Source organism: Streptomyces sp. HNM0645, from assembly GCF_030056615.1.
In the GTDB taxonomy this organism is placed as follows: domain Bacteria; phylum Actinomycetota; class Actinomycetes; order Streptomycetales; family Streptomycetaceae; genus Streptomyces; species Streptomyces marianii.
The window spans coordinates 121,494-145,865 of sequence record NZ_JASHLT010000017.1; the positions used below are offsets into that span (position 1 = coordinate 121,494).

20 protein-coding genes and 2 pseudogenes are annotated in these 24,372 nt (G+C 72.1%); 4 read left to right on the plus strand and 18 right to left on the minus strand.

Annotated features, from left to right (window positions below; translation table 11 throughout):
• Positions 1-10: 10 nt before the first annotated feature.
• From QMZ92_RS14605 to QMZ92_RS14680, 16 genes and pseudogenes are all read right to left on the minus strand, one after another.
• A complete protein-coding gene (locus QMZ92_RS14605) occupies positions 11-1,396 on the minus strand; it encodes an aspartate aminotransferase family protein (protein ID WP_283297798.1) in 1,386 nt (461 codons plus the stop codon).
• Positions 1,393-3,443: pseudogene (dxs, locus tag QMZ92_RS14610) on the minus strand (1-deoxy-D-xylulose-5-phosphate synthase). Before dxs ends, QMZ92_RS14605 begins: the two are co-directional and overlap by 4 nt.
• Before the next feature lie 71 nt (positions 3,444-3,514).
• A complete protein-coding gene (hpnH, locus tag QMZ92_RS14615; RefSeq protein ID WP_283297799.1) occupies positions 3,515-4,537 on the minus strand; it encodes an adenosyl-hopene transferase HpnH in 1,023 nt (340 codons plus the stop codon).
• Positions 4,538-4,542: 5 nt separating this feature from the next.
• Positions 4,543-5,232, minus strand: coding sequence for a phosphorylase family protein (locus tag QMZ92_RS14620; protein WP_283297800.1), 690 nt, complete (start codon positions 5,230-5,232; stop codon positions 4,543-4,545).
• The gene (gene shc, locus QMZ92_RS14625) at positions 5,233-7,263 is read right to left on the minus strand and encodes a squalene--hopene cyclase (protein WP_283297801.1); all 2,031 of its coding nucleotides are present in this window, start codon (positions 7,261-7,263) and stop codon (positions 5,233-5,235) included.
• Between the two features lie 137 nt (positions 7,264-7,400).
• The gene (locus QMZ92_RS14630; RefSeq protein WP_283297802.1) at positions 7,401-8,501 is read right to left on the minus strand and encodes a polyprenyl synthetase family protein; all 1,101 of its coding nucleotides are present in this window, start codon (positions 8,499-8,501) and stop codon (positions 7,401-7,403) included.
• A complete protein-coding gene (gene hpnE / locus QMZ92_RS14635; protein WP_283297803.1) occupies positions 8,498-9,922 on the minus strand; it encodes a hydroxysqualene dehydroxylase HpnE in 1,425 nt (474 codons plus the stop codon). The genes QMZ92_RS14630 and hpnE overlap by 4 nt, the downstream gene beginning before the upstream one ends.
• A gap of 103 nt (positions 9,923-10,025) precedes the next feature.
• A complete protein-coding gene (gene hpnD / locus QMZ92_RS14640; protein WP_283297804.1) occupies positions 10,026-10,967 on the minus strand; it encodes a presqualene diphosphate synthase HpnD in 942 nt (313 codons plus the stop codon).
• A gap of 8 nt (positions 10,968-10,975) precedes the next feature.
• The gene (gene hpnC / locus QMZ92_RS14645) at positions 10,976-11,899 is read right to left on the minus strand and encodes a squalene synthase HpnC (RefSeq protein WP_502962056.1); all 924 of its coding nucleotides are present in this window, start codon (positions 11,897-11,899) and stop codon (positions 10,976-10,978) included.
• 396 nt (positions 11,900-12,295) lie between these two features.
• Entirely contained in the window at positions 12,296-13,096 is an 801-nt protein-coding gene (locus QMZ92_RS14650; RefSeq protein ID WP_283297806.1) for an ABC transporter ATP-binding protein, read from the minus strand.
• Positions 13,083-14,012 carry an ABC transporter permease gene (locus QMZ92_RS14655; protein ID WP_283297807.1) on the minus strand — a complete coding sequence of 310 codons (930 nt, stop codon included), beginning with the start codon at positions 14,010-14,012 and terminating at the stop codon, positions 13,083-13,085. Before QMZ92_RS14655 ends, QMZ92_RS14650 begins: the two co-directional genes overlap by 14 nt.
• Before the next feature lie 92 nt (positions 14,013-14,104).
• A complete protein-coding gene (locus QMZ92_RS14660) occupies positions 14,105-14,977 on the minus strand; it encodes a glycosyltransferase family 2 protein (protein WP_283297808.1) in 873 nt (290 codons plus the stop codon).
• Between the two features lie 5 nt (positions 14,978-14,982).
• The gene (locus QMZ92_RS14665; RefSeq protein ID WP_283297809.1) at positions 14,983-15,762 is read right to left on the minus strand and encodes a CDP-alcohol phosphatidyltransferase family protein; all 780 of its coding nucleotides are present in this window, start codon (positions 15,760-15,762) and stop codon (positions 14,983-14,985) included.
• On the minus strand, positions 15,740-16,804 hold the full coding sequence (locus QMZ92_RS14670; protein WP_283297810.1) for an iron-containing alcohol dehydrogenase family protein: 1,065 nt from the start codon (positions 16,802-16,804) through the stop codon (positions 15,740-15,742). The genes QMZ92_RS14665 and QMZ92_RS14670 overlap by 23 nt, the downstream gene beginning before the upstream one ends.
• Positions 16,792-17,529 (minus strand): phosphocholine cytidylyltransferase family protein, encoded by a 738-nt coding sequence (locus tag QMZ92_RS14675; protein WP_283297811.1) that lies wholly within the window; start codon positions 17,527-17,529, stop codon positions 16,792-16,794. Before QMZ92_RS14675 ends, QMZ92_RS14670 begins: the two co-directional genes overlap by 13 nt.
• On the minus strand, positions 17,526-19,376 hold the full coding sequence (locus QMZ92_RS14680) for a DUF5941 domain-containing protein (RefSeq protein ID WP_283297862.1): 1,851 nt from the start codon (positions 19,374-19,376) through the stop codon (positions 17,526-17,528). The genes QMZ92_RS14675 and QMZ92_RS14680 overlap by 4 nt, the downstream gene beginning before the upstream one ends.
• A 301-nt stretch (positions 19,377-19,677) precedes the next feature.
• Here QMZ92_RS14680 and galE point away from each other — a divergent pair, with 301 nt between their 5' ends.
• The 4 genes and pseudogenes from galE to idi all read left to right on the plus strand — a co-directional run bounded on the left by galE (position 19,678) and on the right by idi (position 23,022).
• Complete coding sequence (galE, locus tag QMZ92_RS14685) at positions 19,678-20,703, plus strand: UDP-glucose 4-epimerase GalE (RefSeq protein WP_283297812.1); 1,026 nt, start codon at positions 19,678-19,680, stop codon at positions 20,701-20,703.
• Between the two features lie 115 nt (positions 20,704-20,818).
• On the plus strand, positions 20,819-21,760 hold the full coding sequence (locus tag QMZ92_RS14690) for a cation diffusion facilitator family transporter (protein WP_283297813.1): 942 nt from the start codon (positions 20,819-20,821) through the stop codon (positions 21,758-21,760).
• Positions 21,761-22,049: 289 nt separating this feature from the next.
• A pseudogene (locus QMZ92_RS14695) lies at positions 22,050-22,241 on the plus strand (transferase); the annotation flags it as partial.
• Between the two features lie 187 nt (positions 22,242-22,428).
• Positions 22,429-23,022, plus strand: coding sequence for an isopentenyl-diphosphate Delta-isomerase (gene idi, locus QMZ92_RS14700; protein ID WP_283297814.1), 594 nt, complete (start codon positions 22,429-22,431; stop codon positions 23,020-23,022).
• A gap of 36 nt (positions 23,023-23,058) precedes the next feature.
• Here the strand turns inward: idi and QMZ92_RS14705 are convergent, their stop codons facing one another.
• Positions 23,059-23,529, minus strand: coding sequence for an ATP-binding protein (locus tag QMZ92_RS14705; RefSeq protein WP_283297815.1), 471 nt, complete (start codon positions 23,527-23,529; stop codon positions 23,059-23,061).
• 137 nt (positions 23,530-23,666) lie between these two features.
• Entirely contained in the window at positions 23,667-24,323 is a 657-nt protein-coding gene (locus QMZ92_RS14710; protein WP_283297816.1) for an HdeD family acid-resistance protein, read from the minus strand.
• Between the last annotated feature and the right edge of the window lie 49 nt (positions 24,324-24,372).

Genomic DNA, 24,372 nt, shown 5'->3' on the forward strand with positions numbered 1-24,372 from the left:
GCCAGGCCGCTCAGCGGCCGGCGACCGCCTGCTTCACGAGGGTCCTGCCGAAGTCCCACATCAGCCCGCTGCCGCCGTGCGCGTCGTCCATGACGGCGGTGAATGCCTCGACGAACCGGTCGACCTCCGGCTCGCCGATGATCAGCGGCGGAATCAGCTTGATCACTTCCAGCCGGTCGCCGGAGACCTGGGTGAGGATGCGGTGCCGCTGCAGCAGGGGCACGACCACCATCTGGGCGAACAGCCCCTTGCGGGCCGCCTGCAGCATCGTCCAGCGGCTGCGGAGTCTCAGCGACGACGGTCTGCCGAACTCGATCCCGATCATCAGTCCGCGCCCGCGGACCTCGTGGAGCAGTTCGTAGCGGCCGACGAGCGCGGCGAGCCGTGTCCGCAGCAGGTCCCCGGTGGCCCTGGCGTTCGCGACGACCTGCTCGTCCTCGATCACCGACAGCACGGCGAGACCGGCCGCCATGGCCTGGGCGTTGGAACCGAAACTCGCCGAGTGCACCAACACCCGTTCCATCGACGAGTAGACCTTCTTGAAGATCCAGTCCTTGCCCAGGGTCGCGCCGACCGGCACGTAGCCGCCCGACAGGGCCTTGGCGACGCAGACCAGGTCCGGCTCGACGCCGTCCTCGTGCTGGTGGGCGTAGAAGTCCCCGGTCCTGCCCAGCCCGGTCTGCACCTCGTCGGCGATCAGCAGCGCCCCGTGCCGGCGCAGCAGTTCCTGCGCGGCGCTCAGAAACCCCGGCGGTGCCTCGTGCACGCCCTTGCCCTGGATCGGCTCCACGACGAACCCGGCCACGTCGCCGCGTGCCAGTTCCCGCTCCAGAGCCGCCAGGTCCCCGAGCTCCACCGCGGTGTCCGGGAGCAAGGGGGCGAAACCGTCGCGGAATGCCGCCTCACCGTTGACCGACAGCGAGCCGGCCGTCAGCCCGTGGAAGGCGTGGCCGCAGTACAGGATCCGAGGCCGACCGGTCGCGTACCGGGCGAACTTCAGGGCTGTCTCGACCGCCTCCGTACCGCTGTTGCAGAAGAAGGCGCGGTCCAGGTGGGGGCTGTGGGCCAGCAGCTTCTCGGCGAGCAGCCCGGGCAGGGGCGGACAGTCGAAGCGGGTCAGATCGGCGAGGGAGGCGTCCAGGACGTCGTGGAGCGCCTTGCGGACGACCGGGTGGTTCCGGCCGAGGCCCATGACGCCGAACCCCGAGAGCATGTCGAGGTAGTCGTTGCCCTCCTCGTCCCAGAAGTGGGCGCCCTCCCCTCGCTCGTACACCTTGTCGAAGCCGATGGTGCGGAGCATACGGGGCAGTTGGTGGTTGAGATAACGACTGTGCAGCCCGTACCGTTCGCCGCCGCGCTCCGCGAGCAGCTTCGTGAGGTCGAACTCCTTGCTCATCCGCCGCGCTCCTCGAACTCCGGGGTGTCGGGGGAAGACCCGGCCGGCCGGGTCGACGGGGACGGGGGTGCCGTCCGGGCGTCCGGGGACGGGGATGCCTCCGCCTGCCCGCCCCGGGCGAGGGCAGCGGCGACGGCCCCGGCGATGTCGACCGGGGTCAGCCCGATGTCGGCCAGCGCCTCGGCCCGCCTGCCGTGGGCGAGGAACTCGTCGGGGATGCCGAAGGTCCGCAGGGGCACGTCCACGCCGGCGTCGCGCAGTGCCTGTCCCACGGCGGAGCCGACCCCGCCGGCGCGGCTGTTGTCCTCCACGACCGCGACGATCCGGTGCCGCGCGGCCAGGGGGGCCAATTGCTCGTCGACGGGTTTGACCCAGCGCGGGTCGACGACGGTGCAGCGCGCTCCCCGGGCCTCCAGCAGTCCGGCCGCCCGCAGACAGACCGGAGCCAGCGCCCCGACCGAGACGATCAGCACCTCGGGGTCCGCGTCGCGGCGCAGCACGTCCATCCCGCCGACCCGCTCCAGCGCGGGCAGCGGCTCTCCCACGGACTCCTTGGGGAAGCGCAGCACGGTGGGCGCGTCGGCGACGTCCACGGCCTCGCGGAGCTGGGCCCGCAGTTGCTCGGCGTCGCGCGGCGCGGCGATCCGGAGTCCGGGGACGACCTGGAGCACCGACATGTCCCACATCCCGTTGTGGGAAGGGCCGTCGGTGCCGGTGACGCCGGCGCGGTCCAGGACGAACGTGACCCCGCACCCGTGCAGGGCCACGTCCATCAGCACCTGGTCGAAGGCGCGGTTGAGGAAGGTGGCGTAGACGGCGACGACGGGGTGCAGCCCGCCGGTCGCGAGCCCGGCGGCGGAGACGGCCGCGTGCTGCTCGGCGATGCCCACGTCCCACACGCGGTCCGGGAAGCGCTCGGCGAACGCGGTCAGTCCCACCGGGTGGAGCATCGCCGCGGTGATCGCCACGACATCGGGCCGCTCCGTGCCGATCGCCGCCAGCTCGTCCCCGAACACCGAGGTCCAGGAAGGGGCATCCGCCGGGGCGAGCGGCCGGCAGGTCGCCGGGTCCATCGCGCCGACGGTGTGGAAGCGGTCGGCCTCGTCCTCGAGCGCCGGGCGGTAGCCCCGCCCCTTCTCCGTGAGGCAGTGGACGAGCACCGGCCCGTGGAAGCGCTTGGCCCGGCGCAGTGCCGACTCCACGGCGGCGATGTCGTGGCCGTCGACGGGACCGACGTACTTGAGTCCCAGGTCCTCGAACATGCCCTGGGGCGCGACGACGTCCTTCAGGCCCCTCTTGGCGCCGTGCAGGGTCTCGTACAGGGGCCTCCCGACGACGGGGGTGCGCTCCAGGACGTCCTTGCCACGGGCGAGGAGGCGCTCGTAGCCGTCGGTGGTGCGCAGCGTCGCCAGATGGCCGGCGAGGCCGCCTATGGTCGGGGCGTAGGAGCGCTCGTTGTCGTTGACGACGATGACCAGCGGGCGGTCCTTGGCGTCCGCGATGTTGTTCAGCGCCTCCCAGGCCATCCCGCCGGTCAGGGCCCCGTCACCGGTGACCGCGACGACGTGGTCGTCCCTCCCCAGGAGTGCGTTGGCCTTGGCGAGGCCGTCCGCCCAGCCGAGGACCGTCGAGGCGTGCGAGTTCTCGATGACGTCGTGCTCGGACTCGGCGCGCGAGGGGTAGCCGGACAGGCCGCCCCTGCCGCGCAGTTTGGAGAAGTCCTGGCGCCCGGTCAGCAGCTTGTGGACATAGCTCTGGTGCCCGGTGTCCCAGAGGACCTTGTCGTTCGGTGAGTCGAAGACCCGGTGCAGGGCGATGGTCAGCTCCACCACGCCGAGGNCCAGAGGACCTTGTCGTTCGGTGAGTCGAAGACCCGGTGCAGGGCGATGGTCAGCTCCACCACGCCGAGGTTGGGTCCCAGATGGCCGCCGGTCCTGGCCACGGACCGGACGAGGAACTCCCTGATCTCCTCGGCCAGTTCGTCGAGCTCTGCTTCCGTCAGCGCCGTGAGGTCGCGCGGCCCCCGGATGTGCTCGAGAATCGTCACGCTCGTGCCCCCTCTCTGATCCGTCGGACTCCGGCAGGCGGCGGTCGGCGTCCGCCGGCCGCCGCCTGCGCTCAGCTCCCGCTACCCGACACGGTTTCCCGCGCGGCGCGCAACGACTCCTTCAGCGAGCCCATGGTCGCCAGGACGGCGGTCGGCTCGTAGCCGCAGTGCGCCATGCAGTTGGCGCAGCGTGGGTCCCTGCCGCGGCCGTACTTGCTCCAGTCCGTGTCCTCGACGAGCTCCCTGTACGTGGGGACGTAACCGTCGCTCATCAGGTAGCAGGGGCGCTGCCACCCGAACAGCGAGTAGTTCGGAATCGCCCAGGCCGTGCAGGGGAAGTCGACCTTGCCCTCGAGGAAGTCCAGGAAGAGCGGGGAGTGGTTCAGCCGCCAGCGCCGCCGGTTGCCGTCGGCGAAGGCTTTCCGGAACAGCTCGCGCGTCTGCTCGACACCGAGGAAGTGCTCCTGGTCGGGCGCCTTCTCGTAGGCGTACGCGGGAGAGATCATCATCTCGTCGACCTCGAGGTCGTCGTTGAGGAAGTTCAGCACCTCGACGACCGTCTGCGGGGTGTCGGTGTTGAAGAACGTGGAGTTGGTGGTGACCCGGAAACCGCGCCGCTTGGCCTCCTTGATCGCCTCCACCGCCTCGTCGAAGACGCCCTCCTTGGCGACCGACTCGTCGTGCCGCTCGCGCAGCCCGTCGATGTGGACGGCGAAGGCGAAGTACCTCGACGGGGTGAACCGATCCATCTTCTTCCGCAGCAGCAGGGCGTTGGTGCAGAGGAAGACGTACTTCTTCCTCGCCACCAGCTGCCGCACGATCTCCTCGATCTGAGGGTGCATCAAGGGCTCGCCGCCCGCGATCGAGACCATCGGGGCACCGGACTCCAGAACGGCGCCCACGGCCTGGGCGACCGGCATCCGCTGTTTGAGGATCCCGGCCGGGTGCTGGATCTTCCCGCAGCCCTCGCACTTCAGATTGCACGCGAACAACGGCTCCAGCTCCACGATCAGCGGGAACTTCTCACGCCTGCGGAGCTTCTGTTCGAAGAGATAGGTCCCGACCCGGACGGTCTGGCGGAGCGGCATGGCCATCTGGCTCACCTCCTGGGGAGCAGCAAAGAACGGTGCCATTCGTAGAAAGCGGGCAGTACGGCACGCAGAACGCGGAAAGCCGATATTCCACCGCGTACCGTGCCGATACGGACCAGCTCATGCTCTGGAGCGTCCACGACCACCCGGACGGCCGCAACCGGGCGCACCCCGGCTCTCCGGGCGCTGCGCAGCGTCGCGGCGGACTCCATGTCCACCGCGATCGCGCCGGTCGCCGCCAGCCCGGTCCGCTCCTGTCCGCGCACCACGTGGTCGGAGGCGGTGAGCGGGCCGGTGTGCACGGTGCGCCCCGGCACAGCCCTGGCCAGGGCCTCCGTCAGCACGTCCGTGGCCGTGCAGGGCGTGGCGCCCCAGGCCCCCCGGGTCTCGTCGGCCACCACCACGTCGCCGGGGTGCATTCCCGGGGCGAGCCCCGCGCAGAAGCCGGAGGCGATGACCCCGGCCGCCCGGACGACCCCGGCACGGCGATCGCGACCCTCCGCTCCGTCACCCAGGGCCTCGGTGAGGGCACGCTCCGCGTTCTTCGGGCCCATGCCCGTTCGGAGCAGGGTCACCGGCCCCGGCGCGCCGCTGCGGCCGCCCGCGCGCAGGGCGAGCCGCTCGATGCCGAGGGCGCAGGCGATCAGCAGCGGAGGGACCGGTTCATCGGCGGGCGGCGTACCCGGGGCGGCGGACACTCAGCCCCCGTTCCGGCCGGTGGACGGCTCCCCGTGGACGTACCGGCCGAGGGCCATCAGCGGGAAGACCTGCCGGTAGATGTGGTAGTTGATGGAGAAGTCCCAGGGGAAGCCGGTCCCGGTGAAGTAGGGCTCGTCCCAGGAGCCGTCCTCGCGCTGTGCGGCGGCGAGGAACGCGATGCCCCGCCCGACGGCCTTCCCGTCCCGCTCCCCCGCCGCCAGCAGCGCCAGCAGCGCCCAGCCGGTCTGGGAGGGGGTGGAGAAGCCGCGGCCGATCCACGACTCCTCCCGGTACGAGCGCAGGTCCTCGCCCCAGCCGCCGTCGTCGTTCTGGACGGACTCCAGCCAGCCGACGGCCCGGCGGATCGCGGGGTGCGAGCCGGGCACCCCGGCCGCGACGAGCGCCGGAACGACCGCTCCCGTGCCGTAGAGGTGGTTGACGCCCCACCGCCCGAACCAGGCGCCGTTCGGCTCCTGTTCACGCAGCAGCCATTCGACTCCCCGGCGGGTGCGTGGGTGGTGTGCCCGGCCCTCGTGGGCCAGCATCTCCACGACGTGCGCGGTGACGTCGGCGGACGGCGGGTCGACGACCTCCCCGAAGTCGCAGAAGGGCAGCCGGTTCGGGAAGGTGCCGGTGTTGTCGGCGTCGAACGCGCCCCAGGCCCCGTTCCTCGACTGCATCCCCAGCGTCCAGTTGCCCGCCCGCGCGACCGCCTCGTCGACGCGGAGCGGGTCCGGGTGCTTCACGCGGCGCAAAGCGAGGACGACCTCGGCCGTGTCGTCGACGTCCGGGTAGTTGTCGTTGTGGAACTCGAACGCCCAGCCGCCGGGCGCGAGGCGCGGCCTGCGCACGGCCCAGTCACCGGGCCGGGTGATCTGCTCGCCGAGCATCCAGTCGGCTGCCCTGACCAGTGCCGGGTGGTCCGCGGGCACCCCGGCGTCGGAGAGCGCGACGACGGTCAGGCAGGTGTCCCACACGGGCGACTGGCAGGCCTCGACCATCCTGGCCGGGCCCTCCGGACGGCCGCCCGGCCCGGTGGACTCGTCCCGCCACACGGCGAAGCGGTCCAGCGACTCCAGTCCGGCGCGCATCACGGGGTGGTCGATGTCGTAGCCGAGCAGATGGAGGGCGATCACTGAGTAGACGGCCGGCGGCTGGATGCCGCCCCAGCAGCCGTCGTTCTCCTGCCGCTCGATGATCCAGCGGGCGGCGCTGTTCATCGCCGCGCGGCGCAGCGGGCGCAGGGCCACCTTGTGATAGCGGTGCAGCAGCCGGTCGAGGCGCTGGAAGACCCCGTCCCAACTGGCCGCCGGAGCCAGAGGACGGGGCGGGCTGGGGTTGCGGCGGTCCGTGTGCAGCTCGTCGAGCGCGAACGGCGCGGGCCGTACGGGCCGCTTCGCCGAGACGACGGTGAGCGGCACGATGGTCTGGCGGGCCCAGCAGCCGAAGTCGTAGATGTTGAGCGGGAACCACGAGGGCAGATAGATGAGTTCGGGCGGCAGCTGGGGCAGGTCCTCCCACTTCCACCAGCCGAAGAGCGCCAGCCAGATGCGGGTGAAGACGCGGCTGGCGGCGATGCCGCCCTGCGCCCGGACCCAGGCGGCGGCTCGTTCCATGTGCGGATCGTCGGGGCGGTCGCCGGCGAGGCGCAGGGCGACGTACGCCTCGACGGTGGTGGAGAGTTCGCCGGGGCCGCCGTAGAAGGTGGCCCAGGTGCCGTCGGCGCGCTGCTCGCCGCGGATGAAGACGGCGGCGGCGGCGGTGGTCTTCTCGTCCTGGATCCCGAGGAACTGACGGAGCAGCAGGTCCTCGGCGTCCATGGTGACGTTGGTCTCGAGGTCGGCCTTCCACCAGCCCTGCGGGTCCTGCCTGCCGAGCAGGTGCTCGACGGAGCGCTGCGCCGCCAGCAGCGCGGTGGTGCCGAGGTTTCCGGAGTCCTCCGGAGCCGGTCGGTGATCGGTCGTGCGGTCGCTGGCCGAGGCTGCGCGGGACGCCGGGGGCCCGCCGCTTCCGTCGGTCGTCGCTGTCATGGCTTCCCCTTCGTGCAGTCGGACGTGCTGCGTCGGGTCTGCCGTCGGCCGGTGCCGGGAGGGCACCGGCCGGCGACTGCGAACTCATATGCGATTGATCGTGACCGTCTCCGTGGGTGCCGTCCGCGGCCCGGTGCTCATCTCTTGCGCACGACGACGAAGTCGGCGAGGGCGACGAGCTGTGCCCTGACGTGCTCGGGCATGTCGACCCGGTCCAGCGCCTCCACGGCGACGGCGTGCTGCCTGCGGGCCTCCTGCGAGGTCCAGTCGCGACCGCCCGCCTCCTCGATCAGCGCCGCCCGGGCGGCGAACTCCTCCTCGGAGAAGCTGTCGAAGTCATTGCTCTTGGCGTCGGCGGCGAGCAGTTCCCCGAGCCGCTGCGACGCGGGACCGCCCGCGGCGAGCGCGGCGACGACCGGCAGGGACTTCTTGCGCTGGCGCAGGTCGCTCCAGGTCTGCTTGCCGGTGGCCTCTGGGTCGCCCCAGATGCCGAGCAGGTCGTCCACGGCCTGGAAGGCGAGGCCCAGGTGGTGGCCGTACGCCTCCAGGGTGTCGGCGGTACGGTCGTCGGCGCCGCCGAGGACCGCGCCGATGGACACGGCGCAGGCGAGCAGGGCGCCCGTCTTGTTGCCCTCCATCTCCAGGCACTCCTCGACGGTGACCCGCTCGCGGTGCTCGTAGGAGATGTCCTGGGCCTGGCCGTCGATGAGCTTGCGGGTGGCGGTGGTGAGCCGGCGGGTGGCGCGGCCGGCCTCCACGGTGCCGAGCTCGAGCAGGATCTCGTTGGCGAGGGCGAAGAGCGCGTCGCCGACGAGGATGGCCTGCGCGGGCCCGTGCACCTTCCACACCGTGTCGCGGTGGCGGCGCTGCTCGTCACCGTCCATCAGGTCGTCGTGGAGCAGTGAGAAGTTGTGCACCAGCTCGACGGCGACGGCACCGGGGACGCCCACCTCGGGCGGCGCCCCGGCGGCCTCGGCGGACAGCAGCGCCAGCGCCGGGCGCACGGCCTTGCCGCCGTCGCCGTCCGCGGGACGGCCGTGGGCGTCGATCCAGCCGAAGTGGTAGGCGGCGACGGTGTCCATGGGGGGCGCGAGCCTGTCAACGGCAGCGCGCAGCACCGGGGTGGACATCGTCCGCCCGCGCTCGAGCAGCGCGGTGACGGCCTCGGTGTCGACAGCCGGGTTCGCCGAAGGCGCAGTCGGCACTTTCTCTCCTCTGGTTCCGGACGTGGTTCTCATGCCGCCTCCTCGAGCGGATGTTCGTGGCGGCGGCCGAGTGCTGCGAGCGCCGCACCGGCGGCGCTCAGTCCGCTGCGCACAGCGCCCTCCATGGTCGCGGGCCAGCCGGTGGCGGTCCACGACCCGGCCAGGCAGAGGCCGGGGGCGTTGGTACGGGCGGCGGGCCGGAGCCTACCGACACCGGGGGCGGGGGCGAAGGTCGCCGTGCGTTCCCTGGTGACGAAGAAGTCCCGCACCTGCGCCCGGCGGGCGGCGGGCAGCAGCCGTTCCAGCTCGGGAAGGTAGCGCTCGCGCAGCACGGAGACGGGGGTGTCGATCTCGTCCTCGGCGGCGGACTGGGACAGCGCGAGGTACTGTCCGGTGCTTCGCGCGCCGCCGTCGCCCCCGGGCCCGCCCGCCGCCAGGCCGGAGGCGTCGGTGCGGTCGAAGACCCACTGGACGGGGCTGCCCAGCGCCGCGAAGAAGGGCCGGCGCAGCACCCGGCGGTCGTAGACCACGTGCAGGTTGAGGATCGGTGCGGTCCCGATGCCGAGCAGCCGGTCCGGGTCGTCCAGGGCGCCCTCGGGGAGCAGTGCGTGCGCCTCGCGCTGCGGCACTGCGAGGACGACGGCGTCCGCGGCCAGCCGGCCGGTGCCTGCCGTGACGTTCCAGCGCCCGTCGTCCGCCCGGGTGACCTCGCTGACGCGCGTGCGCAGTTCGGTGCGGACGCCGGCCGTGTCGAGGGCCTTGCGGGCCAGGGTGTCGTGCAGTTCGCCGAGGGGGACCCGGGCCCAGCCGATGTCGGCGGCACCGGGGTCGGAGAGCAGCCCGGTCCTGAAGACGGTCGCGGCGAGGGCCATGGAGGCGTTCGGCGCGGTCGCGTTGAGGGTGGCGACGCCGACCAGGTCCCAGAGGGCCTCGACGGCACGCGGGGACTGGCCGTGGCGCCGCAGCCAGGTGGCGAAGTCGATGCCGTCGAGGGCGGGGTCGGCGGGGTCGAGTCCCTTCAGCGCGAACGCGGCGCGCCCGACGGCGACCCGCTCGGCCAGGGAGAGGTGGGGGTAGCCCGCGAGACTCGCGGCGAGGTGCAGGGGCACGGGCAGGGCGGTGCGGCGCAGCCGCCCGAGGCGGGGGCCCCTGGGGTGGGCCACGTCGAGGACGGGCACGTCGAGGCGCCGCTGGAGCGGTGCGAGCCGGGCGCCGTCGACGCGGTCGAGGAACCAGCGGTACGCGGTGCAGCAGCGCAGGTAGACGTGCTGGCCGTTGTCGACGGTCAGCTCGCCGCGCCGGAACGAGAAGGCGAGTCCGCCGAGCCGGGGCCGGTTCTCCAGGAGCGTGACGCGCAGACCGGCGTCGGCCAGGCGGAGTGCGGCGGTCACGCCTGCGAGCCCGCCCCCGACGACGACGGCGTGCCGCTCGGAGGTGCTGTCCCGGTACGTCACGGGCCCTCCCCGCCGGCGGGGAGGACGCCCGGAACCGCCGCGGCGCGCCGTACCGTACCGCGAGGCCCGGCGGCCGTACGGCGTCGGGGAGGCCTCAGCCGGGTCATCGGACGCGCCTCCTGACGGCCTTGCGGGAGATGTTCCGCGCGTCGAGGCCGGAGAGGCCGCGCACGGCGACGTAGGCCTTCTCCCGGCCTGGCAGGGAGACACGGCCGCGCAGGACGGCCATGGGATCGCGCTCGATGCGGTCGAGCAGCCGGCGGTAGATCCCGGCCATGGCGGCCACGCAGGCTCCGCTGCGCCGGTCCAGCATCGGCAGCAGCCGGTAGCCTTCGGCGAACAGCCCCCGGGCGCGCCGCACCTCGAAGTGGACGAGTCCGGTGAAGTCGGCCCCGGACGGCGGGATCGCGCGCTGGAATCCGTCGGTGCAGCCGAACTTGGCGAGGTCGTCGGTCGGCAGGTACGTCCGGCCGCTGCTCGCGTCCTCGCGGACGTCGCGCAGGATGTTGGTGAGCTGGAGGGCGAGTCCGAGGGTGTCGGCGTACTCGGAGGCCCGTTCGCCGCCGCATGCGCCGGGCAGGGTGCCGAAGACGCCGAGGGAGAGCCGTCCGATGGCGCCCGCGACACACCGGCAGTAGACCTTGAGGTCGTCCCAGGTCTCGTAGGTCTCGCCGCGGACGTCCATGAGGACACCGTCGATGAGCTCGTCGAGGGCGTCGAGGGGGATGGGGAAGCGGTGCGCGGCGTCCGCGAGAGCCACGGCGACCGGGTCCGTGTCGTCCTCGTCCACCGCCCCGTCGCGGATCCTGCCGAGGAGCTCGCGGGTCCCTTCGAGCCGGTCCCGCTTGGCGGCCTCCCCGAGGAGTCCGTCGCCGATGTCGTCGACGCGCCGCGAGAAGGCGTAGAGCGCGGACATGGCCTGGCGCTTGTCGGCGGGCAGGAGCCTGATGCCGTACGCGAAGTTGCGCGCCTGCGTCCCGGTGACGGCCTCGCAGTAGCTGTACGCGGCCCGGACAGGCGCGGACGTGTGTGTGAACTCCTCCATGTTCCGGCTCACCCCTCTCTACGCGCTCTGTGCAGGACGGCTGCCACTTCACGCATCAGCCGGGGCTTGGTGGGCCGGGGCGGACCGGGGAGGACGTCGTGGCCGGCGGCCTCGATCGCGGCGAGGGCGGCGCGTCCCCCGGCGACGAAGCCGGCGAGCAGCAGTCTGAGCCTGCCGTGGACGCTGCCCACGAGCGGGATGCCCTCCTCCAGCAGCAGTGCGGCCCGCGCGGCCTCGTGGGCGATGAGGGCGCGTACGGACGAGCTCGCGGTGGGGGCCGCCAGGTCGTCCTCGGTGACGCGGAACCGCTTCATGTCGTCGGCGGGCAGGTAGACCCGGTCCGCGGCCAGGTCCTCGGCGACGTCCTGGAGGTGCTCGACGATCTGCAGGGCGGTGCACACGGCGTCGGACCGGCGGATGCGCTCGGGACCGGCCGCACCGGTGATGGCCAGGACGAGTCGGCCGACGGGGTTGGCGGAGAGCTCGCAGTAGCGCGTGAGGTCGCCCCAGGTCTGGTAGCGGCGGACGAGCTGGTCCTGGCGGTTGGCCTCGATCAGGCCGAGGAACGGCTCCGGGGTGAGCGCGCGGCGGCGCACGGTCGGCACCAGTGCCCGCAGCAGGGGATGGCGCGGACCGCCGCCGCCGCCGCCGGGAAAGACCCGCCGCAGATCGGCCTCGAAGGCGTCGAGCATCGCGAGCCGGTCGTCGCTCCGGGAGGGGTCGAGGCCGAGCCGCCGGGCGTCCGCTCCGCCCGGGGCGAGGTCGCCGTCGCCGATGTCGTCGACGAGCCGGGCGTAGCCGTAGACGGCCATGAGGTCGCCGCGCCAGGCGCGCGGCAGGAAGAAGGGGGCCACGGGGAAGTTCTCGTCCGCGGCCTTGGCGAGGGTGGTGCGCGTGGAGGCGTCGGGGCGCACCTGCCGGGTACCTGTCACTGCGGGCTGCCAGTTGCGGGGACGGCACTGCCCACGCGGAGCTGGAGATCTTCCGTCATGGCCGTCACATCTCCCGTTCTACACTGCCGACCGAATACATCCTATTTCGGACACGCCGCCGGTCCCCACGAGGGGCTTGGCCGTCCGGCAGCCGGGATGCCTCAGGGTGCACAGCCCACTTGCCGTGAATCAGCGCCGGTACAGCTTACGTTCCGCATCGTCCCCGACCTCGGCGGGGACCCGCCGCGTCGCGGGAGCAGAGCCGCGCGTCGCCAACCTCCGCAGGGGGAACGGCGGGTGGCGGCTGGTCGCGGCCGCACGGCCCGCCGCCCCTCCCCGTGCCGCGGGCCCCGCCCATCGGTCCGGCAGGACCCTCGGCCCACCGCGGGAGACGGTCTACTTCCCGGTCTCCTTCTCGTACGCCCTGATGACCTCGTCGGTCGGGCCGTCCATCAGGAGCTCGCCCTTCTCCAGCCAGAGCACACGGTCGCAGGTGTCCCTGATCGACTTGTTGCTGTGGCTGACCAGGAAGACCGTTCCCGCCTCCTTCCGCAGCTCCCGGATGCGCTCCTCGGAGCGGATCTGGAACTTGCGGTCACCGGTGGCCAGCGCCTCGTCGATCATCAGGACGTCGTGGTTCTTGGCCGCGGCGATCGCGAACCGGAGCCGGGCGCCCATACCGGAGGAGTACGTGCGCATCGGCAGGGTGATGAAGTCGCCCTTCTCGTTGATGCCGGAGAAGTCCACGATGTCCTGGTAGCGGCTGCGGATCTCCTCGCGCGGCATGCCCATGGCCAGTCCACCGAGGATGACGTTCCGCTCACCGGTCAGATCGCCCATGAGGGCCGCGTTGACACCCAGCAGGGACGGCTGGCCGTCGGTGTAGACCTTGCCGCTCTCGGTGGGCAGCAGGCCCGCGATCGCACGCAGCAGGGTCGACTTCCCGGAGCCGTTCGTGCCGATCAGCCCGATGGCCTCGCCGCGGTAGGCGGTGAAGGAGACGCCCCGGACGGCGTGGACCTTGCGGACGCCGCGGGACTCCCCGCGGTCGCGCCGCAGGATCCGGCTCAGCGCGGCGGTCGCGCTGCCCTTGCCGCCGCTGCCTCCGTTGACGCGGTACACGATGTGCACGTCGTCGGCGACGACGGTGGGCACCCGGGCGGCACGCGGGTCCTCGAGGTGGTCAGCCACGGCCATAGCGCTCCTCCGCCTTCCAGAAGTACACGAACCCGGCGACTCCCAGCAGCAGCGCCCACAGCCCGCCGGCCAGCCACACGTGCGCGGGCAGGTTCGACGAGTCGTACCCGTCGATCAGGGCGAAGCGGATCAGGTCCATGTAGATCGCGGCGGGGTTGTACATGAGGACCTCGGCGATCCACGCGGGCTTGTCCGCGAGCATCACCTTGATCGAGAACATGACGCCCGAGCCGTACATCCAGGTCCGCATGATGAACGGCATCAGCTGGGCGAGGTCGGGCGTCTTGCTGCCCATCCGCGCCATGATCAGCGCCAGGCCGACGTTGAAGACGAACTGCAGTCCCAGGGCAGGCAGTACCAGCAGCCAGCTCAGCGAGGGGTAGCTGCCGAACGCGACCACGATCAGCACGAGGACGACCATCGAGAACAGCAGCTGCTGGAGCTGCTGCAGCGCAAAGGAGATCGGCAGCGAGGCGCGCGGGAAGTGCAGGGCCCGCACCAGTCCCAGGTTGCCGGAGATCGCCCGGACACCGGCCATGACCGACGTCTGCGTGAACGTGAACACGAACACGCCCGTCACCAGGAACGGGATGTAGACCTCCTTCTCCATCCCGCGGCCCGCGCCGAGGATGAGGCCGAAGATCAGGTAGTACACGAGAGCGTTCAGCAGCGGCGTCGCGACCTGCCACAGCTGGCCGAGCTTCGCCTGGCTGTACTGGGCGGTCAGCTTCGCCTGGGAGAACGCCAGGATGAAGTGCCGGCGGCCCCAGAGCTGCCTGACGTATTCGACCAGCCCGGGGCGGGCACCGCTCACCGACAGGCCGTACTTGGCGGCCAGCTCCGCCGGTGCCAGACCGTCGTCGGGAGACGGGCGAGCGCTCGTGGCGATCGCGCCGTCGTGGGTTGTGTCACTCACAAGTCGAGACTTTCGTGTTCAAGATGCGCGGCTTGGGCCTCAGGTGGCGGCCAGGTCCCGGAGTACGCCCGATGCTCTCAGATCCCGGACCGTCAGACGACAGGCGGTCGGCCCAGACGCGTCAGTCGCCACACGGTACGCCACTTCATGGGACGGCGGGGCCCGCACGGGGCGGTCCAGCCCTCCTTGAAGCCGCCGAACCAGGCCTTGAGCGCCGCGACCGAGGGCCGCCTGAGGAGCGTGAGCAGGATCCACACCCCGAGGTAGACGGGCACCAGGGGGGCGGGCAGGTTACGACGGGCCAGCCACACCCTGTTGCGGGCCACCATGCGGTGGTAGACCGCATGCCGGGAGGGCGGCGTCGTCGGGTGGTGCAGCACCATGTCGGACCGGTAGTCGATCATCCAGCCCGCGTCGAGGGCCCGCCAGGCGAGGTCGGTCTCCTCGTGGGCGTAGAAGAACTCGTCCGGCAGCCCGCCAACCTGTTCCAGCACCTTCGTGCGGACGGCGTTGGCGCCGCCGAGGAAGGTCGTCACGCGCGAGGAACGCATCGGGTCGGACGCACGTAGTCGCGGGACGTGCCGCCGCTGGGTGAGGCCGGTGTCCGGGTCGGCGATCCGGAAGCTGACGATCCCGAGGGCGGGGTCCTCCTCGAACGCCCGGCGTACCAGCTCGGCGGTGTCGCTGTTCGGCAGCAGGCCGTCGTCGTCGAGGAAGAGCAGTACGTCGACGTCGCCGCCGCCCGGCCCGAACGCCTCGATGCCGACGTTGCGGCCGCCGGGGATGCCGAGGTTCTCGGGCAGGTCGACCGTGCGCACGCCGTCGGGCACGCCCGTGACGGGGGCGCCGTTGCCGACGACGACCACCTCGACGGGGTCGCCGTCCTGCTTGGCGACCGAGTCGATGAGGGCGCGCAGGTCGTCGGGCCGGTTGCCCATGGTGATGATGACGGCACCGAGCTTCATACGGCTCACCTCAGCCTGCTGGAGACGAGGATGGACACCAGGTGCAGCACCGTCTGCAGCAGTGCGATGCCGGCCAGCACCGCCACACCGAGGCGGGAGAAGAACAGGTCGCCCCGCATCTGGTCCGCGACCGCCAGCACCAGGATGAGCAGCGACGCCTCGATACCGAGGACCAGCCGGTGGAACTTCAGCGCGGCGGCGGCCCGGCGGGCGAGCGCCATGCCGGACGAGCGCGGCTCGGCCGCCGCGTCCTTGACCGGCTCCATCCCGGCCTGGTGCCGGGCGACGCCGACCAGGTCGGTCTCGGCCTTGATCAGGATCGCGCCGAGCGCGGCGAGCGTGCCGAGGAAGGCCCAGAGCCAGTCGATCCGGCCGCCGCCCCACAGGTCCGCGGCGCGCAGGCCGAAGCCGACGAGCACGGCCGCGTCGCACAGGTAGGCACCGACCCGGTCCAGGTACACGCCGGACAGGGAGTACTGCTTCTTCCAGCGGGCGACCTCGCCGTCCACGCAGTCCAGCAGCAGGTAGAGCTGGACCATCACCACGCCGAGGACGGCGCCCCAGACGCCCGGGACGAGCAGGGCCGGCAGGGCCAGGACCCCGGCCAGCGTCATCAGGTACGTCAGCTGGTTCGGCGTGACCTTGGTGCCGACCAGGACGCGGGTGATGCGCAGGGAGATCTCGCGCATGTACAGGCGGCCGCCCCAGTGCTCGCCACTGCGCCGGTCCTTCACACCCGCGGGGTGGACGACCGGACGGAGCTCAGCTACGGATGGTCTTGGCATAGTCGGCGTACGCGTCCCTGATCTGGTCGGTGGACAGGTCGAGGTGCTCGAGGATGGTGAACCGGCCGGGCCGGGTCTGCGGTGCGTACTCCACGGCCCTGACGAACTCGTCGGCGGAGAAGCCGATGTCCTCGGGGAGGACCGGCAGCCCGTGCTTGCGCAGGACCTCGGCGAACAGCCCGGACTCCTCCCCGGCGCCGCGCAGGTGCATCGCGAAGGCGGCGCCCAGGCCGACCTGCTCGCCGTGGCTGGCGGCGCGCTTGGGGTAGAGCAGGTCGAAGGCGTGGCTGATCTCGTGGCAGGCGCCGGAGGACGGCCGGGAGTCACCGCTGATCGACATGGCGATACCGGAGAGCACCAGCGCCTCCGCGAGCACCGTCAGGAACTCGTCGTCGCCGACGCCCCCGGGGTGGCGGAGCACGGCCTCGCCGGCGGTGCGGGCCATCGCGGCGGCCAGGCCGTCGACGGACTCCCCGGTGACCTTGCGGGACAGCTCCCAGTCGGCGATCGCGGAGATGTTGGAGATCGCGTCGCCGATCCCGGAGCGGACGAACCGGACCGGGGCCGCACGCACCACGTCGAGGTCGATCACCATGGCGATCGGCGCGGGGACGCCGTAGGAGCCGCGGCCGTTGTCGTTGTCCAGGATGGAGATCGGCGAGCACAGACCGTCGTGCGCCAGGTTGGTGGCGACGGCGACCATGGGCAGCCCGACCCGCGCCGCGGCGTACTTCGCCACGTCGATGATCTTGCCGCCACCGAGGCCGACGACCGCGTCGTAGCGGCGCTTGCCCTTGATGTCGTCGGCCAGTTTGACCGCCGAGTCGATGGTGCCGTCCGCGACCTCGTACCAGTCGGCGCCGGGCAGCACCGGTGCCAGCCGCTCGCGCAGGGCCTGGCCCGAGCCGTTGCTGATCGCGAACGCCAGCTCGCCGGACGCGGAGATGCGCTGGTCGGCCAGCAGGCCGGCCAGATCGTCCATCGCGCCGCAGCTGACGTCGACGACGACCGGCGACGGAATGAGCCGGGTCAGTACTGGCACGCGATCTCCCGGCCCTTCGCGAGGTCGTCGTGGTTGTCGATCTCGACCCAGCTGATGTCGCCGATGGCGGCCACGTCGATCCGGAAGCCGCGGTTCACCAGCTCCTGGTAGCCGTCCTCGTAGTAGAGGTCGGGGTCGCGCTCGAAGGTGGCCTTGAGCGCGTCGGCGAGCTCCTCCGCGGCCTCGGGCTCGATGAGGGTGACGCCGATGTACTCACCGGTGGCACCCGCCGGGTCCATCAGCTTGGTGATCTGCCGGACGCCCAGGCCGTCGGCGGTGATGACCTTCATCTCCTCGTCGGCCAGCTGCTTCACCGTGTCGAGGGCGAGGATGATCTGCCGACCGTCACCACGGGCGGCGAGCAGGGTCTTCTCGACGGAGACCGGGTGCACGGTGTCGCCGTTGGCGAGGATCACGCCCCGCCCGAGCACGTCGCGGGCGCACCACAGGGAGTAGGCGTTGTTCCACTCCTCGGCCTTGTCGTTGTCGATCAGGGTGAGCTTCAGGCCGTACGTGGCCTCCAGCTCGTCCTTGCGCGCGTACACGGCCTCCTTGCGGTAGCCGACGACGACGGCGACCTCGGTGAGGCCGATCTCGCTGAAGTTCCTCAGCGTCAGGTCGAGGACCGAGAGGTCCCCGTTCACGGGCACGAGGGCCTTCGGAAGCGTGTCGGTGTAGGGGCGCAGACGCCGTCCGGCACCGGCAGCCAGAACAAGGCCGATCATGCGGGTTCTCCTTCGTCGTGTACGGCGGGTGCTCCGGAGGAGACCCAGAAGCGGACGGACTCCGCGACCACCACCAGTGCCACGGCGACCGCGAGGACCGTCAGCGCGATCGTGAACTGCGGGGCGCCGAGCAGGGTGGCCAGCAGCGCGACCGCCAGGGTCCGCCCCTCGTGCCCGCCTACCGCCCGGACCAGCCAGTGCGGGGGCGCGCCGGTGCCCCCGCGGATGCGGTACACCGTGTCGTAGTGATGGTAGGCGACCGCGGCCACCAGGCCGAATGCCGCGGGAAGGGCCCCGCTCACGTCCGCGCGGTCGGCGAGGATCAGGATCGTGCCGTACTCCGCGGCGCGGAAGACCGGGGGCACCAGCCAGTCGAGGGAGCCCTTGAGCGGGCGCGCGACGGCGAGGCCGGAGGTGAGGGCGTAGGCCAGGGCGGCGACGGCCGTCCAGGGGCTGCCGTAGGGGGCGAGCCACGCGGTGAGGGTGACCACCGCGGCGCCGGTCACGGCGATCGCCGGCGGAGCGAGCGCTGGCAGCCGGCGGGCCGCGCCCTGGAACGCGGCGGCGAAGCCCTCCGCCAGGGGACCGGAGTCCGCGAGGTCGGCGAGCGCCTGTGCGGCGCGGTCGGTCCTTCGGGCCTTGCGGGTGAGCGAGCGCAGCACGCGGCCGGCGGTGGTGTACACGGCGGCGAAGGCACAGCCGATCAGCAGGGCGTAGAAGACGATCCGCGGGGTGGTGACGGCGGTCAGCACCGCGATCATGGCCCAGCGCTCGCCGATCGGCAGCACGATCATGCGCCGGACCCAGACCGTCCAGCCGACGCTGTCGAGCCGGTCGGAGAGGGCGGCGGTGGGGCTGGTGTTGCCGGTGGCGTCGTGGTTGGCCTCGTTGAAGGAGAAGTCGACCACGTGGCGGCAGGTCTGCAGCACCATGGCGCCGAGCGCCAGGGCCCAGACGTCGTCCCCGCCGCGTGCGGCACCGAGGGCGAGGCCCGCGTAGTAGGCGTACTCCTTGGCCCGGTCGAAGGTGGCGTCGAGCCAGGCGCCGAGCGTCGAGTACTGCAGGGAGTAGCGGGCGAGCTGCCCGTCGGTGCAGTCGAGGACGAAGGAGAGGATCAGCAGCACGCCGGCGGCGACGAAGCCGCCCCGGGTGCCGGTGGCCGCGGCTGCGGCCGCTATGAGCGCGGTGATCAGCGAGGCCGTGGTGACCTGGTTCGGGGTCAGTCCGCGCCGTGCGCACCAGCGGGCGAGGTAGCGCGAGTACGGGCTGATGCAGAAGGTCGTGAAGAATCCGTCACGCGCCTTCACCGCGGACCGCAGCCGGACGTCCTCGTCGTCGACGGCCGCCACGGCCCGCCGGGCGTCGTCGCGGGCCTGGGGGTCGCCGGGCACGGTCGCCACCAAGGTCCCCAGCTCGGGGCGGTGCGGAGCGGCGCCCTCGGATGCGAGAGCGCCCGCGACGAGGTCCGGGAGCACATCGCCGGGGGCGGGGTGGGCGTCCGTGGCGCCGGAGGACGTGCCGTCCTGGGACGACTGCGCGGTGGGCCGCCCGGCCGCCTCCCGCAGGGCCGCCAGCAGGGCGGCGCGTGCCTCGGGCCGGGCCGTGGCCGCGCCGGGGATCGCGGCGGCCGGGAAGCGGGGGTCCGTCAGGCCGAGGCGGAGCGCGTGGACGTGGCCGACGAAGCGCGGGTCGACGAGCGCGGCCCGCTCGGCGGCCGGGACCGCGGCGAGCAGCTCGGCCGCCTCGTCGGCCCCGGAGGCGACGCGTACGTCGAAGCCCAGCGACCGCAGATCGCCCTCGAGCGGCGATCCGGGTACCGGCGGACCGGTGAGGATGGCGGTCGACAGACGGACTCACTCCCTGGCGCTGATCAGATGGGTGGGCACGGCGGCTCGGCCCGGGACCGGGCGGCGGCATGTCGGCTGAGGCTATCGGATGGACGGAAGCGCGAGTTCACTGAGGTTTCCCGGTGAGGACGCTCCCGCTCGTCCCGCCGGCCACGTCCTCGGTCCGGGCATCCCTTGCCCTGAACGGGGACCGGCCGCCGGTGCCGCGACCGAGATCATCATCGTCGATCAGTGGCCGACCCCACAAACCGCCCCTGCCGGCACCGGTGCCCCCTGACACCGCGTGGTTAGGGTGGCCTGCATGACTTGGCTGATCACAGGCGGGGCGGGGTACATCGGAGCGCACGTGGCACACGCCATGACCGGCGCCGGCGAGCGGGTCGTCGTGCTCGACGACGTCTCGACGGGCAACGCTGCCCGGCTGCCCGAGGGGGTGCCCCTGGTCAGGGGCACCCTGCTGGACGGGGAGCTGCTGGACCGCGTCCTCTCCGAGTACGCGGTCACGGGGGTGGTGCACCTGGCGGCGCGGAAGCAGGTCGGCGAATCGGTGGAGCAGCCGCTGCGCTACTACCGGGAGAACGTTCACGGGCTGACGGTGCTGCTGGAGGCCGTCGTCGACGCGGGAGTGAAGCGGTTCCTCTTCTCCTCGTCGGCGGCGGTGTACGGGATGACCGACGTGGACCCGATCACGGAGGACACCCCCACCGTGCCGATCAGCCCGTACGGAGAGACCAAGCTCGCCGGCGAGTGGCTGGTGCGGGCGGCGGGCCGGGCCCACGGCATCGCCACCGGCTGTCTTCGCTACTTCAACGTCGCCGGCGCGGCCCGGCCGGAGCTCGCGGACACCGGGGTGTTCAACGTGATCCCGATGTTCTTCGACCGGATCACCCGGGGTGACGCACCGAGGATCTTCGGCGACGACTACCCGACGCCCGACGGCACCTGCGTCCGCGACTACATCCACGTCGCCGATCTCGCCGACGCCCATCTGACGGTGGCCCGCCGACTGGCGGGCCAGGACGGGGCCGGCGACCTGACGGTGAACGTCGGCCGCGGCGAGGGCGTCTCCGTGCTCGCACTGGCCCGTGTCGTCGCCGAGGTCACGGGCCACGGCACGCCGGCGGTCGTCGAGCCGCGCCGTCCAGGTGACGCGGCACGAGCCGTCGCTTCGGTCGAACGCATCGGCAGGGAGCTCGGCTGGACGGCCTCGCGCGGGGTACGCGAGATGGTCGAGTCCGCGTGGGCCGGCTGGCTGCTGCACCGCCCCGAGGCAGCCCTGCGGAGAGCTGCCCCGGTGGATTCCCGACACCCTGACCAGCGGACGTAACCGCAGGTCAGAGTATATGACAACGGTGTTCAGCGTCGGGTTGCCCGGTATCGCCGGCCCGTAGTTCACTGGCCACTCGGACAGATCGTTCACCGTGATCCGGGAGGCTTCTCGCATGGGGGCAGGGCACGACCACGGACACGCGCACGGCGGACGCCCGCCGACGGGGACCGCGGCCGCCGCCTACCGGGGGCGGCTGCGGGTCGCCCTGGCGATCACGCTGAGTGTGATGCTCCTGGAGATCGCCGGCGGTGTGCTGGCGGACTCGCTCGCCCTGATCGCCGACGCCGCCCACATGGCCACCGACGGTCTGGGCCTCGCCATGGCGCTGCTCGCGATCCACTTCGCCGGCCGCCCGCCCGACGCGAAGCGCACCTTCGGCCTGGCCAGGGCCGAGATCCTGGCCGCGCTCGCGAACTGCGTGCTGCTGCTCGGCGTCGGCGGTTTCCTGCTGTACGAGGCGATCCAGCGCTTCATCACCCCGGCCGAGACCAAGGGCGGTGTCGCCATCCTCTTCGCCCTCGTCGGTCTGGCCGCGAACGCGGTGTCGCTGTTCCTGCTGATGCGGGGGCAGAAGGAGAGCCTCAACGTGCGCGGCGCGTATCTGGAGGTCCTCGCGGACGCGCTGGGCTCGGTGGCGGTGCTGATCTCCTCGGCCGTCATCCTGGCGACCGGCTGGCAGGCGGCCGACCCGATCGCCTCGCTGCTCATCGGCCTGATGATCGTGCCGCGGACGCTGAAGCTGCTGAGGGAGACGCTGAACGTGCTGCTGGAGGCGGCGCCGAAGGACGTCGACATGGCCGAGGTGCGCGAGCACATCCAGGCCCTCCCCGGCGTCGTGGACGTGCACGACCTGCATGCCTGGACCATCACCTCCGGGATACCGGTCCTCTCCGCCCACGTGGTGGTGGCGCCCGGCTTCCTTGACGCGGTGGGCCACGAGAAGATGCTGCACGAACTGCAGAGCTGCCTCGGGTCGCACTTCGACGTGGAGCACTGCACGTTCCAGCTGGAGCCCGGCGGTCATGCCGAGCACGAGGCGGGCTACTGCCACTGAGGGCTGCTGGACTGACAGTGAGGATTTGTGGTGGCTTCTCCGCCGGGTCTGACTCACGGACTGACCGACGCCGACTGGCTGTCTTCTAGGCGATTCGTCGGCCCGGGCGGGAGCGGGAGGAGCCGAGGTTGATGACGGTCGCAGTCGACGCTGCCCTGTGCAGCGCCCGGTCCACCATCGGCCTCCGGGTTCCCGGCCGCTCACCTTCCGTACGCCGGCCTGATCCGTACGTCGGCCGGAGCCCGTCCCGTCCAAGGGTTCTTCACGTGCCGAGTACGATCACACCGGCCATGTGCTGCGACCCACCGACCCCCGCTGGCGGGTCCGCCCGGAGACGGACGCCGACCTCCCGGCCGTGCACGCCGTCAACGCGACGGCCTTCCCCACGGCCGGCGAGGCGGAGCTCGTGGACGCACTCCGCCGGGACCCTTCGGCGTGGCTGCCGGGGCGCTCCTGGGTGGCCGAGGCGCCGGACGGTTCCGACACGGCGCCGCAGGGCATGATCACGTACCCGGAGGCGTTCGGGGTCTGAGCCGCCGTCCGTGCCCGTCGTGCTCCCCGCACGACGGGCACGGACATGCCCAGGGGCGGTGAAGTGCGGACAAGCCGCTTTTGTACGGCAGACTGGGTGCGCCCCTCAGGGCCGAGGACCGAAGCGAAGGATGGCTATGCCGATCACACCCGCCACCGCGCCGAACAGCTCGCCGAACGGCACCACGCAACAGATCCTGCTGGAACTGGTCGACGAGACCGGCCGAACCATCGGCACCGCGGAGAAACTCTCCGCCCATCAGGCGCCGGGACAACTGCACCGGGCGTTCTCCGTGTTCCTCTTCGACGAGCGCGGGCGGCTGCTCCTGCAGCGGCGGGCGCTCGGCAAGTACCACTCCCCCGGAGTCTGGTCGAACACCTGCTGCGGGCACCCCTATCCGGGCGAGGCCCCGTTCACGGCGGCGGCCCGGCGGACCCACGAGGAGCTGGGCGTCTCGCCTTCGCTGCTCGCCGAGGCCGGGACCGTCCGCTACAACCATCCGGACCCGGCCTCGGGCCTGGTCGAGCAGGAGTTCAACCACCTCTTCGTGGGCCTGGTGCAGTCGCCGCTGCGGCCGGACCCGGAGGAGGTCGGGGAGACGGTGTTCGTGACGGCGGCCGAACTCGCGGAACGCCACGCCCGGGACACGTTCTCGGCCTGGTTCATGACGGTGCTGGACGCGGCGCGCCCGGCGGTCAGGGAGCTCACGGGCCCGGCCGGAGGCTGGTGACCCGCCGGGGCGCGAAGTCTCTCCGGCGCGGCGGCCCTACAGGGGCGCCGCGCCGCTCACGGGGACGAACGGCAGAGCCGCCCAGATGATCTTTCCACCGCTCGACGTGTGCTCGACGTCGCACTCGCCGCCCGCCTCCCGGGTGATCTCCTTGACGAGGAGCAGTCCCCGGCCGCCCGTGCGGGCGGAGTCGCTCTCCAGGGCCTTGGGCCGGTAGGGGTGGTTGTCCTCGACGGCCACCCGGATCCACTGCGGACCGACCGCGACCTCGATGGCCACCTCCGGCGAGAGCAGGGCGGCGTGCCGGACGGCGTTGGTGACGAGTTCGGACACGATCAGCAGCAGTCCCTGCAGCACCTCGTCGTGGACCGGTACGCCCTGGTGTCGGACCAGATCGCGAACGGCATGCCGGGCCTGCGGTACGGACACGTCGAGTGCGGGAGCGGTGAACCGCCAGACGCCTTCGTACGACAGTGGCCGGGCCGGGACGCTCCCGGGGCTCTCCATAGTCCCGCACCCACCCTCGTGAAACGTCGCTGGGAACCGATGTGTACACGAGTGTTGGGAATGCGCTGGTCCATACCGGGCTGCTGACCAGAAGTCAGCTCCTATCGACGGCTCCGGACCGGGTCATTGCGTTCCGGTCAGTTCTTCGATCGGTCCGGACCCTCTTCTGATGACCTCTCGGACGGACCGGTGGACGCCGGACCCAACGCCTCCCCGGCTCCCCCGCCCTGTCCGCCGTCCGCGACCATCTCGACGATACGGCGACCGCCCACGCCGATCGCGATCAGCCCCAGCCCGTCGAAGAGCAGGGCGAGGGAGAAGAACACGCCGAGGACGTAGCGGCTGCTCTCGGGCCAGTTCGCCAGCACCAGGATGCCCAGCAGCAGGCCGAACGCGCCCTGGAGCAGGGTCCAGCCGAACTGCGGCCCCCGCACCACGAGCGACCCCACCAGCCGGAAGAGCCCGCCGGTGAGGAACAGCAGCGCGGCGAACATGGTCAGTGCCTCCGCGCTGCCCTCCGGGTGGCGGATGACGACCACACCGGCCGCGATGTTCAGGGCGGCGACGACCACACTGAGCCAGAAGGAGCTGCTGCCGCGGGACTCGATCGCCTGGAGCAGTCCGACCAGCCCGCCGACGAGCAGCAGCCAGCCGAACAGGAGCATCGAGGTGAGGGTCGCGAGGCCGGTGTAGACGAGGCCCACGATCCCGGCGATCACGAGGAGCACACCGAGGGCCGCCAGCCAGCCGAAGCTGCGACGGAGCTTTCTGCCCTCCTGGGCGGGACCGGTCATGGGGTGCCTCCTCGTCGTGCCCTCCCCGGTCGCTGTCGTCCTCGCCGGC